This window comes from Nitrosomonas limosa (genome assembly GCF_054188085.1).
Genome location: NZ_CM135180.1, coordinates 2268574 through 2283613, shown reverse-complemented (window position 1 = coordinate 2283613; position 15040 = coordinate 2268574). Strand labels below are relative to the sequence as shown.

Here is a 15040-nt window from a genome sequence, read left to right as displayed (position 1 = left end):
CTGGATCGCTTACAGCGAAAATCCATTCAGCTCAGGTGGCATATCGCCGCTCTTGAGCGTCACTGCAGTTTCAAGTTGCACACCCCACTGCACGGCATCCCACAGTTCAAATTTGTTGCCCTGCCCCACCAGCACCACGTCCTTGGATAAACCGGCAAATTGACGCAACGGCGGCGCTACCAAAATGCGTCCGGCGCCATCCATCTCGACATCGCAAGCATTACCCATCAACAGCCTTTGCAAGTTGCGGATTACTGGATCAAAACTGGAAAGATTATTGAGTTTTTGTTCTATCGGTTCCCAGGCTGGCTGGGGATAAATCAGCAAACACTTGGAAGGATCAACCGTCACGATCAAGTGCCCAGAGCAAGAAGACATCAGCTCGCTACGATATCTTGCGGGTATCGCAAGCCTACCTTTTGCATCCAGACTGAGCTGCGTGACGCCACGAAACATGCTGTCTCCTCATATTACGGAAAATTCATCGAGGCCCACCAAATTTTCCCACATTCTCCCACTAACCCCCACTTTAATCAAAAAATCCGCGTTAGTCAAGCAGGAAATTGGGTTTTTATAGTTATGCGACAAAGACTTAATGCTGTTGCGGCTTGCCGCCCGGAAGGCAATAAAATGTTCAAATAAATAAGATAGATAGGAGAAAAATGAAATGTGAGTTATCAATTTGATGGAAGCAATGGGAAAGAGCGGGATTGTTTTCTCGGGTAAAAAAATGCACACTCGCGGCTTCAATTTCCCACTTTAACCGCCGATGACACCCGCTTATTGGACGCAAGCGACCCAAGAACTGGCCGCCCGCGATGCCGTCATGCAGCACTTGATCGCGCAATTCGTCGATGCCACGCTGGAATCGCGCGGCTGTGCGTTCACCACGCTGGCGCGTTCGATCGTCGGCCAGCAAATCTCCGTCAAAGCCGCGGAAAGCGTGTGGCAACGGGTCATCGCAGCGATTCCCGCAATCACCCCGCACACGATCGCTGCAGCCGAACAAGAATTATTGAGATCGTGTGGATTGTCCGCGCGAAAAGTGATGTACCTGCACGACCTGTCGCGGCACTTCCGCGAAGGCGACTTGAATGAAACCGCATGGGAAAACTTGGACGATGAAACCATCATCAAGCAACTGATTCAGGTCAAAGGCATCGGCCGCTGGACCGCAGAAATGTTTTTGATATTCTACCTGCACCGCCCGGACGTGCTGCCACTCGACGACATCGGCCTGCAACGCGCAATCAGCCTGCATTACTTCGACAAGCAAGCCGTCGACAAAAACACCCTGATCGAAACCGCCAAACCGTGGCAACCGTGGCGTTCGGTTGCCACCTGGTACTTATGGCGCAGCCTGGATCCGCTGCCGGTGGCGTATTGAAGGGATTTGGTTATATGCTATCAATTATGTAAGGTACAATAAAAATAACATCATTTCTAAATTATTGATTATTTATGATTCTTATAAAAATTAACGTTCTAATTCTAGTTATGCGTCTTAGGCAACAGTATGTCATCTGTATCGCTTGAAGAACTGTGTCGGCAGAGCATCACATTTCCAGGCCCAAGCCTGCGAATGGCCGGGCTCCAAAAGGTTCGCGAAGCAATCGAAGAACAACTTGAACACCTTAAGGGCCAGCACACAATCCGCCTAGATGCACGTCTCAAACACAAAGCTCGCATGATGGCTGACGAGGACATCAAGTACGAACAACATCAGTTGAAAAGCATAGTGGACGAGCTATTTCCGAAGGTCCTTCGCGGGGGTTTCATCGTATCTCTCTGGTCCGTATTTGAGTCATGTGTTAAGGATCTCGCCGAATACACTCGCCGCGAAAAAAAGCTACCTTTTAGTCTTCAAGAGCTACGCGCCGGGAACTTCCTCAATCAGATGGATTTATTCTTTTCAAGAACACTGAACTTGACCGCATTTCCCGACAAGGACCTCCGTACCCGCCTTGACGAGATCATGAATTTTCGGCACGCGTTAGCTCACCACGATGGCAGTGTCGACAAGCTTCCAAATTCTCTCCATTGCAAGAGCGAATCCGAATACAAAAGCAAGGGACTATTCGTATACAGAGACCTTCACCATAGTTACGCAGTACCGTCAGCTGAGTACGCGAAAGAAAGCCTCGATAGCGTTAAGAAATTTCTTGAACACTTTTCAGATCAGGTCTATGTTGCTCTACACCCCATACCACTGGAAGACAATGCATAACACTGCAAAAACAGAAACACACAAACAGTTGACGAATCCGGCTGCTTGTATCCTCGTTACCTTCGACATTAGGCATCGCATAAATCGCACTTTCTTATTCTTCTCGTTATTGGCGCCGGTAGTTTGTGATGCCGGCCCATTAGAGTATGTTTGTACGATCAAACAAGAACTTTCCGTGACCAACGATGGAAATCTAAAGTCATATGAAAATCCTATCGAGGTCGGAAATACATTTGGTATCGATCGAAGAACAGGAAAAATAATTGGCCGCCCCCTCAGTAATTCGACAGCAAGAGAGGTAAAAATAATTACCCAAGGTGACAGTTCTCGGAACTTTGAAGTGCTGTCTGCTTCTTCACCGACCGGCAAGGCGACGACCGATCTCGTGATTGTCCATGAATGGCAAAAAGATCACGAAAAGGCGTTTATCGGTTTATCATCCGGCACAGTCTACTCGGGCACATGCAAATAGCAGCACCCACAAGCGCTACGAGACGGACTCGCTACATCGGTGCTCAAGCTTTTCGTTAGCCCCTTATTGGAGACTTCATCATGCGTACCCTAGCTTTGGTTTTAGCCCTATCATTTCCCCTCAGCGCGTTCGGTTACGACCGTGCTGAGGAAATCTATTCGAACTGCAGTGCCAATCCGGGTGCTGGCGTTCAGGAAGCGATGAAAAGCCTCCATTGTTCTGGCTACCTCACCGGGATAGTGGATGGTATTCTCATAATGCAAAGTATGAAACCAGATCAAAGGCAATTCATTTGCCCGCCGAGTGAAATTTCCGGCGAACAAACACTCAAGGCCGTCACTCGTTGGTTACAGCAAAATCCAACAGTCGCAGACATTTCAGCTCGCGCGGCTGTCCTCAAGGCACTCGTAGCCACCTATCCGTGCCAACAGCGATAGGCGATCTCGATTTTCTCTCGTACCATAGGGCTAATTTGGCAAGTGAGAAAGCAAAAGCGTGTTTGTCGCTGATGGGCGATTTTATTCGCGATGCCACTGCGCTTTATCAGTCGCTCAGCAAGCAGGCAGCGCGGTAATGCAAGCTCTTGATGTTACGCCGGATCAGCGCAAAATCCTGCTCGATCTGCTGAATGACTATCTGCCGGGCGTGACGGTTTGGGCTTACGGTTCGCGCATCAAAGGAACGGTGCGCCCGCAATCCGATTTGGATTTGGCGGTTTTTGCATCCGCGGAGCACAAGCGGTCTGTCGCCGCATTGAAAGAAGCATTGGAAGAAAGTCAGCTGCCGTTCCGGGTCGATTTATTCGTCTGGGATGAAATCCCGGCACAGTTTCGCGACAATATTCAACAGGCGCATGTGGTTTTGGTCAATGCGCGTTCGTCATAACTCACTCTTCAGGTTTATCATACGGTCTTTACCGATTGATCACATTCAAAATTTATGGAACCAGTCTATTTCGACCACAACGCCACCACCCGCGTCGACGATGCTGTACTGGAGGCAATGCTGCCGTATTTTCAGCAGCAATTCGGCAACGCGTCGAGCCGTCATAGTTATGGCATCCAAGCGCGGCGGGCGATTGATAAGGCGCGCAAGCAAGTAGCGGAGGCAGTCGGGGTGCAGCCGGTGCAGGTGATTTTCACCAGCGGCGGTTCGGAAGCGAATAATTTGTTCATTCGCGGTGCGGTGGATAGTTTGAAGCCGGGGAATCTATTCATCAGCGCGATCGAGCATCCGTGCGTGCTGAAACCGGCGCAGGCGATTGCGCGGCGTAGTTGCGAGGCATGGAACATACATCAGTTAGCGGTCAATGCGGACGGACAAGTCGATGTGGCCGCTGCCGAAACCGCAATGCAAGCGAATAAACCGGGGGTGGTATCGGTGATGCTGGCAAATAACGAAACCGGCGTGATTCAGGATGTCGCCGCGATTGCTGGGCTGGCGCGTTCACAGGGTGGATACGTGCATACCGACGCAGTGCAGGGGTTGGGCAAAATTCCGCTGGATTTTGCCGCGCTTCATGTTCATGCGCTGACCCTATCCGCGCACAAGATTTACGGCCCAAAAGGCGCGGCGGCGTTGATCGTGGATAAACGCTTGCTGTTGAGACCCTTGATTTACGGAGGCGGACACGAAAACGGCCTGCGTTCCGGCACCGAGAACGTGCCTGCGATCGTCGGGTTCGGCATGGCGTGCGAATTGGCGGTTGCTCGCCTGGCGGAAACCGAGCAGCATACCGCCCGGCTACGCGAACAACTCGAAGCCGGATTGATCGGCATGGGCGCCACGATTTTCGGCGGACAGGCGGCGCGCATTCCGAATACCTGCTATTTTGCCTTGCCGGATATCGAAGGCGATACACTGGTGGTGAAGCTCGACAAAGCCGGTTTTGCCGTTGCTGCCGGGGCGGCTTGTTCCAGTATCCATCCGGGTCAAAGCCATGTGCTGAGTGCGATGGGTGTCGATCCGATGCTGGCGCGCTGCGCGGTGCGCGTGAGCCTGGGCCGCGACAACACGCCGGAGCAAGTGGATGATTTTTTGCGCGCGGCGCAACGCATTGTTGCGGATTTACGGCAAATTGGCAGCATTTCGCTTTAAAAACGCATCGCGGCGATCAAACTTCGCTACAATGCCGGATTGATAAAAACGCATCAATTCATCGACCCAGTCATGACCATTCCAACTGCGAAACCGATCAAAGCCATCATTCTCAGCGCCGGACAAGGACGGCGGCTGCTGCCGCTAACCGAGAACACACCCAAATGCCTGTTGCCGGTCGCCGATAGACCGGTGCTGGCGTGGCAAATTGACGCATTACTTGCCGCCGGGATCGACAACATTACCGTCATTACCGGCTTCCAGGTGGGATTGATCGAAGCGCTGTTACACCAACAGTATGCGGAGTATCCCGGCATCAAAATCCTGTTCAATCCTTTTTACGAAGTCGCGGATAATCTCGCGAGTTGCTGGATTGCGCGTGGCGAAATGGACAGCGATTTTTTGATCCTGAATGGCGATACCGTGATCGAACCGGCTCTGCTGAGCAAAGTCTTGAATTCACCCCCGGCGCCGATTACACTCAGCGTGGATTTCAAGACCAGCTACGACGCCGACGATATGAAAGTACAACTGGATACCGCTGGTTGGGTGCAACAAGTCAGTAAAATCGTGCCACCGCATCAGGTCAATGCGGAATCGATCGGCTTGATTTATTTTCGCGGTGACGGTGTGCGATTGTTTCGGCAAGCGGTGGAAGAAGCGCTGCGCCACCCGGCGGAATTGAAGTCATGGTATCTGTCGATCATCGACCGGCTGGCCAAAGATCATCGAGTCAATTCCTGTTCAATCAATGGATTGCGCTGGTGCGAGATCGATTTTATTGAGGACTTATCGCGCGCGGGCATCATTTTCAGTTAGTAACCGGACATGACAAGCCATTCGATTCCATCAGAATTCAACGCCACGATGCGCAAATTCGGCGCACCGCACACGATTATCCGGTCTTATCAGCACTGGTCGGTACTGTTGCGCCCGGCGCAAGTCACATTGGGATCATTGGTGCTGGCCGCGCACGAACCGGCCACCGCGTTCTCGCAGTTGAGCACAGCAAGCTTCACCGAACTGCACGAAGTCACGCGCGCAATTGAAACAGCGCTGACCAAAGCGTTTCACTATGACAAGATCAACTATCTGATGCTGATGATGGTCGACCCGGATGTGCATTTTCATGTGCTACCGCGTTACGCGCAGCCGGAAACCTTCGCTGGTTTGGAATTTACCGACGCCGGTTGGCCGGCAGCGCCGAATCTGGGTCACGTCAATGCCACCGATGCCGCCGTCAACCAGCAGATCATCAATGTTTTGCAGTCTTGCTGGCCATGAACGACACTGCGCAACCGGCTGCTGCCGAAGAAAAAAAGCCTTACGTCAAGGAATTCCCGTTGCGCGAAGCGCATCATCTGGTGCGTGACTTGATGACGCCGAATCCGTGGATTTACTGGACCGATTTTCTGTTTCATATCACGCTCGGCTGGGCAGCATTTTTTACGGCGCTGTTTTCCCCGCTGTTTTCGTTATGGCAATTGGGCGGTTTTGTGGTCGCGGTCTTGGCCTTGTACCGCTCCGCGATCTTTGTGCATGAGCTGGCGCATTTAAAAAAAGGCACGTTCCGCAATTTCCGCCTGGTGTGGAATATTCTGAGCGGCATTCCGTTCATGATCCCGTCGTTTACCTACGATGGCGTCCACAACGACCACCACAAGCCGGATGTCTACGGCACGACCGCGGATGGCGAATACCTGCCATTCGCCACGCGCAAGCCGGCGGAAATGGTGGTTTACGTGCTGCTGTCGTTTTTGATCCCGATTGCATTGGCGGCCCGTTTCGTGTTGCTCACCCCCATTTCCTATCTGATACCGCCATTGCGCAGAATTGTGTGGGAACGCGCCTCATCGTTAACTATCGATCCGGCCTACCGGCGTGCGCCGGATGCTATCCGCAACGATCTCAACTGGCAACAGCAAGAACTCGGTGCTTTTGTATTCGGCGCCAGCGTCATCGCGCTGGTCTGGTTCGGCGTATTTCCGCTGTCGGTGCTGATATTGTGGTACCTGATCGCGGTATCCGTATTCATTCTGAATTCGCTGCGCACACTGGCGGCGCACGCATACCGCAACCCCGGCGACCGCAAAATGACATTGCCGGAGCAATACCTCGATTCGGTGAACATTCCCGGCAATATCCTGGTCACGCCGTTATGGGCGCCGGTCGGGTTGCGTTATCACGCCACCCATCATTTGTTCATGAGCATGCCGTACCATAATCTGGGCCGGGCGCAACGCCGCTTGGTCACCCGGCTGACCGACAACTCACAGTACATCAAAACCCTCCGCAGCGGTCTTTGGCCGGCACTTAAACAAATTTGGCGGGAATCCTCGGAAGCCGCCGCGAAAGCTTCACAGCAGCAAAACGGCTGATGCGACAAGCGCTAGCAGCAACTGATAATGTGCAATCCTTGATGACCAGACTGGTATTGCTACGGCACGGCCAGAGCATCTGGAACCGCGACAAAATCTTCACCGGCTGGAGCGATGTCGCCTTAAGTCCGAAAGGCGAGCAGGAAGCCAGACAAGCCGCTCTGTTATTGCAACAAGCAGGATTCACTTTTGATCTGTGCTTTACTTCGATGCTGCAACGCGCCACGACGACGGCGCGTATCGTGCTTGAGACCATGCGGCTCGATATTCCGGTTATTCAAAACTGGCGGCTGAACGAACGGCATTACGGCGCATTGGAAGGCATGGCGCGCTGGCCAGCCATCAAGCAATTCGGCATCTGGCCGATTCTCGGTTGCCAAATCAAATTTGACGCCATGCCGCCGGTGTTGCACCGCGACGATATCCGATACCCGGGTCATCAGCGGTTGTATCAAGGGATCGATCCATCACAACTGCCAGCTGGAGAAAGCATGCAGCAGACACTGGCGCGCCTTACACCCTACTGGCTGGATACCCTGCTGCCGGAAATCCAGGCGGGCAAACGCATCTTGATCGTTTCTCACCGCAATACCTTGCGGGTGATGCGGATGCTGCTGGATCAGCTGACACCGCTGCAAGTGATGAAGCAAAAACTCGCCACCGGACGGCCCCTGGTCTATGAATTGAATCATCAAGGCCGGGCATTGCGGCATTTTTATGTGGATCAACAGCGCTGAGTTTTGATTAGAGAAGATGCTGATTCACAGCTTTGCCCCGATTGCCGGCAGTCACGCCAGAATCCTGATCCTCGGCAGCATGCCCGGAGAAGCTTCACTCGCTGCGAAGCAATATTACGCCCATCAACGCAATGCCTTCTGGCCAATTATGGCGGCCTTCTTGCGGATTCCGGCGGATGCGCCGTATCATAAAAAAGTTGCTGTTTTGCAAGCTTCGCCAATCGCACTCTGGGACGTGCTGAAATCCTGCAAACGATCCGGCAGCCTGGATACCAGCATAGAAGCCGGAACCCAATCAATCAATGACTTCCACAGCTTTTTCTCACACCACCCCGCCATCTCTCATATATTGTTCAACGGCAGCAAAGCCGAAGCCTGCTTTAAACGCCACGTCCTGTTGCCGCATACGCTGACGTTCATGAAGCTATCGCGCTTACCATCGACCAGCCCGGCAAATGCCCGATGGTCGATTGAAGACAAGATTAAAATCTGGCATGAAACCATTAACCGGGTGTTAGCATCGGATGCTTCAATCCCCAAAACACAAAACGGGAATACTTGACGTCTCAGCATGGAATACGTTTAACTAATGCCCGCAATCAAATTAATTTCCAACTCAAAACAGGGAGGATTCGTGAAATGAAAAAACTCGTCATTATTGCTTTTGTCATATTTGCAGCCGGCTATGTGGCGTTGATGATTCAATATTTTTGATGAAGCTTTTTTATTTAATCGCTCATATCAAAGGGGCATATTGCGCACTACATGTTAATAACTGACTTTCACGGCTCATGCCGTCAAACAAGCAACGGTTCTTCCATGCGGATATATGCCCCTATTTAATTTCAATTGCCTGCTGTTTGTCTTCCTAGCCCTAATAACGCTGGTATTGCATACCCAGATTGATCAATATGAGCCCATCGGACCGGATATACGCGATGGTACTTGGAAATATCACCCTGCCCGCAGCGATAACGTCGATATTTCGGGCAATGTCCTCACAATCCATTCCAATGATGCAAAAACCGCTATCAGCGTGCAGCACGATTTATTTCCTGTCAAACCAGGCACCATGATTCTGGTATCTGCGGAGGTTAAATGCATCAATGTTATTCCAGGCAAACAATCCTGGAGCAAGGCGAGAATTTTGCTGGCGCAAAATGACGGAATAACAGATCGTTGGGGACTGCCGCATACCGTTGTCCAATTGTCTGGCGACAAAGACTGGAAAACCTATCAAGCGGCTTTTCCAATTGCCAAAGATACCCAGACGATCACATTGTATGCCCAATTAAGTCAGTCAACCGGGCTTATGAAAGTCAAACAACTTCAAGTTTTTCCGGTGCTGGAAAACGAAATCTATCCAACGGTGAAAAAAACTATTTTGACGGCTTGGGGTGGGTTTTTCTTACTTCTCACCGGCTCACTGCTTTTTACACGTCAAAACGCCCGGATGCTTCGTGTGCTGTTGCTGGCTGCTTTGATTGCTATCCTGGCTGGCACCACCCTCCCGAACGATATCAAGATTTCGTTGTTAGACGGCATCAACACACTGATCGGCGCGGACAACCAAGCTTTCAAAGCAATGATCCCGTGGGATTTGGATAAAGCCGGCCATGTGCTTTTCTTTTTTCTCTTAGGACTGATTCTCCGTGTGATGATGGCCAATGGATCAATTTTTCAGATCATTGTAGTCATTTTGATGCTGGCAGCCGGAACTGAAATAACTCAGTTATATATTGAAGGGCGCACGCCGTTGCCAAGCGATTTTTATATTGATACCGCGGGTGCTGTTGCCGGTATCGCGTTGGCAACATTCCTGGGTTTTATTGGAAAAAAAGTCGTTATTGCCGGGAAATGAACCGCGACTATTAATCCAATCGCGCTTTCCCTTCCCCAACGGAAGAGTCGCTCAAAACTTCACCCGCACACGATATTTGAGCGCGGATGACCCTTCTGCAGGTACAGTCACTTTCCATTCCGCGGTATTGCTTACCGGTTTATGGTGCGGATGACTTTCTTCCAATATTTTCCAGTCGCCCGGAATGGGTTCTTGCACAATCACCACCACTGCCTCTTTCTTGGCATTCTTGATCACAATTTCATAGGCGCTTTCAAATTGATTGACATTGTTACCTATGTTCAAGCTTTTGAAATCAATTTGTTTTTTCGCAGCCGTCACATCGAATGAGTGGCCTAGTTTTAGACGCACCGTCTCATTTTTTGGCGTGTGATCAATGCTGTCTTCGCCGACAAATTGCGCATTGCCGGATTGATCGCGCTTATATACCCGGATGATACCCTTGGGTAACGGCATGCCTAGCCGGTCCGCTTGTTTATTATCAAACTGCACGATCACGCTTACTTTGTTTTTCTGACCCAGATCACTATGACCGAAATAGTAATAATGATCGTTTCCCGTCAGAATCAGTTCTTTGCGCACCGGAATGCCGGAGGCATTCAGTAATGCAACTTGTTTGGATTGGTTGTCATTGATCGTCGTCAATCTTTCCAAGCTGTACAAGTGATAGTCCATCAAGGATTCTTGCGTCATCGATGCGGCAACATCCATCGCGCCTTTTGCATGCATCGCCAGCGGCTTAATCATTTCGGGCTGGACCCGATTGACATCGCCAGCCACCAATTGCATTTTTGCATTCGCATAGCTGGTGCCGCTGGTATTGACCAATGTAACCCAACCGGACAGATCCATCCGCTCATCGCTATCGTTCAGTTCCGCAACATAATCCGCCTTCCAGGATAAACCGCCGGTCAAATAACTGAGCTCGAGCTGTTGCGTTGATTGACCGGTAACCATTCCTTTCATGACCAAAGTAGGACGATCGCGCAAATTTTCAGGCACATTCTCGAAGGTGATTCTACCCGGCATGCCGGTTTCGATACGGTCGGCTATTTTGAGCACGACGCCATCATTGACGGCCAATACCGTCGCACTTTCTTTAGTTTCCACACCGGTAGCCGGATTAATCCGCATCACGGACACCGACCTCCCTACATACTTATTCAGAAGACTTTGCGGCGTCAACAAGTCAAAATTGAAATTTTGCTCCACGACCGTGAGACCGGTTGGATCAATGATGCTTCGCAACAAAGCGGTTTCGGGCCGGATCAACGCGCTGACATCGCGCCAAGCCAAATTAAAATCGCCACTGGCAATGTCTATATGCCGCAGATCCTTTATCAGTGCCAAGTCATTGTTATAAATTGTGACGGCTACCGATTTTTGTTCTTTCAGAGTGCTTAACAACTCACCCGTTTCGGCAGTCGCTGCTGCATGGTTGCAGAATCCTGCAAAGCAACACGCAATCAAAACCTTTTTTAGCGAATTATGAAACTGGTTTATTTCCATCGAATTAATGTATCAGATTTATTTGCTGGATTTAGGTCTCTCGAAAGTCAATACTTTCGCGGTCGGCGCATTTTCAAGCGTTTTAAGTAATTCTTTCGGCTCTTGAAGTACTTTCAGAAGTCCATTATCCCCAAGGACATTGGCCCACATCTTCTGGGATATCTGCAAACAGGCAGCCATTGGATTATTTGCTTGCTTGCGAATTTGATCGACTTGCCATTGCAGCCCGGTCATCCGCTGCTTTAAATGCAACGGCGCCTGAGCGATCAACTCATCAATCATCTGCTGCCGCATGGCTTCGAATTTTTCCGGTTCCTGCCGTGCAAGCTGTGACCACAGATCAAAATCAAACTCTGAAGCTTTTTCTTCATCCATAAAAAATCACCAGCTTATCCTGATCGAATACGCTTGCATTTGATTAATGATATCCGCTGCAGCTAATCGAGAAAGCCAGTAAAAACTTTATCTTGGGAATTCCAAAATTACCAGACTAACTCGATTAAAGTCTGAGCAGTGTCTAAATCATTATATGCGAAAAATAAAAAAGCCGGAGTCCAGTATCATTTGAAATCCGGCTTTTTGTTGGATGCAGCTTAGCTGCAGGTTATTTAAATTGATCTGCCAAACCAGAGAGCATTTTAACTTTTTCAGTCATCGCCCGGCTTGAAGTCGACAATTTTTCAACCAACTGCCCATTATGCTGAGTAACCTCGTCAATCTGTGAAATCGCCTGATTGATCTGCTCGATTCCATTAGCCTGCTCCATGGATGATTGAGAAATCTCACCCACGATATCGGAGATTTTCTTGACACTGTTGGTAATCATCTTCAAAGATTCAGCGGATTGATTGACCAGCTCCGTACCACCCTCCACTTTGGAAACGCTATCGTTGATCAGTTCCTTGATCTGTTTTGCAGATTCTGCACTTCGGCCCGCCAAGGTACGCACTTCGTTGGCAACCACTGCAAACCCCCGTCCTTGCTCGCCGGCTCGCGCCGCTTCCACGGCTGCATTAAGCGCCAGTAAATTGGTTTGGAAAGCAATTTCATCGATGACATTAGTAATGTCAGCAATCTTCTTGCTGCTCTCGTTGATTTGCGACATCGCCTGAATGGTGCTGGAAACCACATCGCCGCTTTTCTCAGCCTGCTTGCGCGCTTCCATAACCAATATATTGGCTTGTTTAGCGTTTTCAGCATTCTGTTGCACGGTTGAGGTAATTTCTTCCATGCTGGAAGCAGTTTCTTCCAGACTGGATGCTTGATTTTCAGTACGGCCAGACAAATCAACGCTACCTGTAGCAATTTCATCAGCCGCATTTTCGAGCACTACTGATGATTCTTTTACTCGGCCAATAGCGGTACGCAGTTTTGCATTTTGGAAAATTTGAACATATTCCAATTGCCCGAGTTCATCAGTCCGTCCAGAATAGATATAGCGCGCCACCGGATCGTTGGCAATTTTTTCCGATTTCGCGGCTAATGCCCGGAGCGGGCTCAACATCTGGTGAATCGCTGCAAAACTGATCATGCTGCCCGATGCAAAGCCAATTAATGCAACAAGTAATGAAACTTGTTCTACCACTGCCAACCCGGTAAAAAGCAATGCAAAAACACCTGTCACTGCCAATGCAATTTTGGTCGAAATTCCAATTGGAAATCGTGTGAGCTTGACTGCATCCAATTTTGAACGCTTTTTGTCGTCCGGTGATTTTTTGGACATGATCTTCGCGTATAACGCTTCGGCCCGATCTATCCAGATTTTCTCAGCTTTAACCCGGACCGATTGGTAACCTATAATCCTACCATCTTCATACTGCGGACTGGCGAACGCATCAACCCAATAATGATCGCCTCCCTTGTGACGATTTTTCACCATCCCCATCCATGGATTTCCCGCTTTAAGCGCTTCCCACAGCATCGCATAGGCTTCAGGCGGCACATCGGGATGACGAATGATGTTGTGATTTTTATTTTCGAGTTCTTCCCAGGTGTAACCACTCATCCGGATGAAATCTTCGTTCACCGATGTGATCGCACCTTTCATATTGGTCGTCGAGATGATCACACAATCATTATTCATTCCCATATCGCGCTGGGTAACGGGTTCATTAATTCTCATAGCAAATTCTCACTCTAATGGACAAGAAAAGTAAGTTTTTTCTTACGACAAAAACTTCAATGACTTTAGTTTTTTGCAATGCTAAAGGAGAAAACAATAATGAATACGTAGAATAACGCGAAAAAACAAGTTTATTCAGTTGACTGATATTCAGAGTCGACGGCAAGTCTGTAATTTTCACTCCACGAAAATAAGCAGAATTTTGACGCCAACAATAACTACACGCTTGTAGGAATAATTACAGATCAGGTTGCGGAATTTCTTTCGGGAATACGCCAGAGATAAAATGCTAAAACGCTGCCGATTACAACCAGCATCACTTTCTGCCAAAGTTCCGGAACAATCAGAATGGAACTACCGAATGAAATTGCCATCAATAAATAAGCCCAGCGCTTAACACGTGCTGGAATACTGTGATAAAGCTGCCACTCTCGAATAATTGGTCCGGCAATACGATTTGCCAGCAATTTCCGGTGAAATCGTTCCGAACCTCGCGCAAAACAAGCGGCCGCTAACAAAACAAAAGGAGTCGTTGGCAACACCGGCAAAATAGCACCCAATACTGCCAGGAATAATGCTAAAAACCCCGCTCCCAAATATAACAAGCGCACGAAAGGCGACTCATGCAAGCACAACAAGTCCGCCGATTGGAAATCTTCGGCCAGTTGCACATTCTGATTTGAATCACGTGGCTCTGTCATACGCATTTGCAATGGATCAGCTTTTTGAACGGTTTGAAATAGGACAACAAATTATTGCCAGTTAGACAATATAAATCAAGCACTATCAGCACACGATATCGCTTGAAAACTATCGCTGAGATTGACGCGACGTTACCGGCTATAATATTAAAGCGCTATTCATTCATATTAACCAGATTTATTTAATTGTTGAGGACACCATGAATAAGACAAAATCATTGTTGAATTTTATTATCATCCTGCTTGCACTGACGATACCGCAAGCGGCCTTCGCTTATAAGGATTCGGCCAGCAGCGCGGACGATCCGGCATTCCAAAAAATTGACACAAAAATCGGTACCGGAGAAGAAGCGGAAATTGGAAAAACCGTCAATGTACATTATACCGGCTGGTTATATGATGAAGATGCTCCGAACAAGAAAGGCCCAAAATTTGACAGCTCGCATGATCGCAAAGAACATTTCTCGTTCATGCTGGGCGCTGGGCGGGTGATCAAAGGCTGGGATAAAGGAGTTCAAGGCATGAAAGTCGGCGGTCAACGCACATTGATCATCCCGCCGTCGATGGCCTATGGCTCACGCGGTGCGGGCAACATTATCCCGCCAGATGCCACGTTGATTTTTGAAGTGGAGTTAATCGGTTTAAAATCCGGCGCGTATCACTAGCCGTTGCCTGAATGATTCATCCGCTGGACGGATGAATCATCTGGGTTGCGATCTTCATTAGGGAAGAGCTGATTAATTCGACGAACGTGATGAAGTGCGAGGCGCACGGAACGCAGTAACCGAGGCCTATCAATTAGATAGGCGAGGGAGCGAGTACCGCGCAACAAAGCAATTCACTCGTGCAGTCAATTAATCAGCGCTTCCTTAGCTATGACCCGATCGCTTCACAGTATCCATAACGGAGCAAGTTTCACCATCGCTAGCTGATGAC

At 49.4% G+C, this 15040-nt stretch carries 18 protein-coding genes; 13 read left to right on the top strand and 5 right to left on the bottom strand.

The genetic code is table 11. The features are described from left to right. Window positions 1-9: 9 nt before the first annotated feature. Window positions 10-456: a division/cell wall cluster transcriptional repressor MraZ gene (gene mraZ / locus ACV7NC_RS10495; protein ID WP_458152523.1), complete on the bottom strand. Its 447-nt coding sequence runs from the start codon at window positions 454-456 to the stop codon at window positions 10-12. A gap of 313 nt (window positions 457-769) precedes the next feature. Between mraZ and ACV7NC_RS10490 the strand changes: the two genes are divergently transcribed. The 12 genes from ACV7NC_RS10490 (at window position 770) to ACV7NC_RS10435 (ending at window position 9772) form a co-directional block, all read left to right on the top strand. Then, the gene (locus ACV7NC_RS10490) at window positions 770-1387 is read left to right on the top strand and encodes a DNA-3-methyladenine glycosylase family protein (protein WP_458152522.1); all 618 of its coding nucleotides are present in this window, start codon (window positions 770-772) and stop codon (window positions 1385-1387) included. Window positions 1388-1516: 129 nt separating this feature from the next. After that, on the top strand, window positions 1517-2227 hold the full coding sequence (locus ACV7NC_RS10485; protein ID WP_458152521.1) for a hypothetical protein: 711 nt from the start codon (window positions 1517-1519) through the stop codon (window positions 2225-2227). Continuing rightward, a complete protein-coding gene (locus ACV7NC_RS10480; RefSeq protein ID WP_307932795.1) occupies window positions 2220-2699 on the top strand; it encodes a hypothetical protein in 480 nt (159 codons plus the stop codon). Before ACV7NC_RS10485 ends, ACV7NC_RS10480 begins: the two co-directional genes overlap by 8 nt. An 80-nt stretch (window positions 2700-2779) precedes the next feature. Further along, the gene (locus tag ACV7NC_RS10475; RefSeq protein ID WP_307932794.1) at window positions 2780-3136 is read left to right on the top strand and encodes a Rap1a/Tai family immunity protein; all 357 of its coding nucleotides are present in this window, start codon (window positions 2780-2782) and stop codon (window positions 3134-3136) included. Window positions 3137-3272: 136 nt separating this feature from the next. Further along, window positions 3273-3584 (top strand): nucleotidyltransferase family protein, encoded by a 312-nt coding sequence (locus ACV7NC_RS10470; protein WP_458152520.1) that lies wholly within the window; start codon window positions 3273-3275, stop codon window positions 3582-3584. Between the two features lie 54 nt (window positions 3585-3638). Next, window positions 3639-4796, top strand: coding sequence for a cysteine desulfurase family protein (locus tag ACV7NC_RS10465; RefSeq protein WP_458152519.1), 1158 nt, complete (start codon window positions 3639-3641; stop codon window positions 4794-4796). Window positions 4797-4868: 72 nt separating this feature from the next. Next, window positions 4869-5615, top strand: a complete 747-nt coding sequence (locus ACV7NC_RS10460; RefSeq protein ID WP_458152518.1) for a phosphocholine cytidylyltransferase family protein — start codon at window positions 4869-4871, stop codon at window positions 5613-5615. Between the two features lie 9 nt (window positions 5616-5624). After that, window positions 5625-6080, top strand: coding sequence for an HIT family protein (locus ACV7NC_RS10455; RefSeq protein WP_458152517.1), 456 nt, complete (start codon window positions 5625-5627; stop codon window positions 6078-6080). After that, window positions 6077-7174, top strand: a complete 1098-nt coding sequence (locus ACV7NC_RS10450) for a fatty acid desaturase family protein (RefSeq protein WP_458152516.1) — start codon at window positions 6077-6079, stop codon at window positions 7172-7174. The genes ACV7NC_RS10455 and ACV7NC_RS10450 overlap by 4 nt, the downstream gene beginning before the upstream one ends. Next, window positions 7174-7911 (top strand): 2,3-bisphosphoglycerate-dependent phosphoglycerate mutase, encoded by a 738-nt coding sequence (locus tag ACV7NC_RS10445; RefSeq protein WP_458152515.1) that lies wholly within the window; start codon window positions 7174-7176, stop codon window positions 7909-7911. The genes ACV7NC_RS10450 and ACV7NC_RS10445 overlap by 1 nt, the downstream gene beginning before the upstream one ends. A gap of 16 nt (window positions 7912-7927) precedes the next feature. Continuing rightward, window positions 7928-8473, top strand: a complete 546-nt coding sequence (locus ACV7NC_RS10440) for a DNA-deoxyinosine glycosylase (protein ID WP_458152514.1) — start codon at window positions 7928-7930, stop codon at window positions 8471-8473. Between the two features lie 267 nt (window positions 8474-8740). Next, on the top strand, window positions 8741-9772 hold the full coding sequence (locus ACV7NC_RS10435; RefSeq protein WP_458152513.1) for a VanZ family protein: 1032 nt from the start codon (window positions 8741-8743) through the stop codon (window positions 9770-9772). 51 nt (window positions 9773-9823) lie between these two features. Here the strand turns inward: ACV7NC_RS10435 and ACV7NC_RS10430 are convergent, their stop codons facing one another. From ACV7NC_RS10430 to ACV7NC_RS10415, 4 genes are all read right to left on the bottom strand, one after another. Then, a complete protein-coding gene (locus tag ACV7NC_RS10430) occupies window positions 9824-11281 on the bottom strand; it encodes a DUF4139 domain-containing protein (protein ID WP_458152512.1) in 1458 nt (485 codons plus the stop codon). Window positions 11282-11299: 18 nt separating this feature from the next. Further along, on the bottom strand, window positions 11300-11656 hold the full coding sequence (locus ACV7NC_RS10425) for a DUF3135 domain-containing protein (RefSeq protein ID WP_458152511.1): 357 nt from the start codon (window positions 11654-11656) through the stop codon (window positions 11300-11302). Window positions 11657-11885: 229 nt separating this feature from the next. Then, window positions 11886-13403 carry a methyl-accepting chemotaxis protein gene (locus ACV7NC_RS10420; protein WP_458152510.1) on the bottom strand — a complete coding sequence of 506 codons (1518 nt, stop codon included), beginning with the start codon at window positions 13401-13403 and terminating at the stop codon, window positions 11886-11888. Between the two features lie 245 nt (window positions 13404-13648). Then, complete coding sequence (locus ACV7NC_RS10415) at window positions 13649-14104, bottom strand: YbaN family protein (RefSeq protein ID WP_458152509.1); 456 nt, start codon at window positions 14102-14104, stop codon at window positions 13649-13651. 200 nt (window positions 14105-14304) lie between these two features. Between ACV7NC_RS10415 and ACV7NC_RS10410 the strand changes: the two genes are divergently transcribed. Continuing rightward, window positions 14305-14769 carry an FKBP-type peptidyl-prolyl cis-trans isomerase gene (locus tag ACV7NC_RS10410; protein WP_458152508.1) on the top strand — a complete coding sequence of 155 codons (465 nt, stop codon included), beginning with the start codon at window positions 14305-14307 and terminating at the stop codon, window positions 14767-14769. Window positions 14770-15040: the final 271 nt, after the last annotated feature.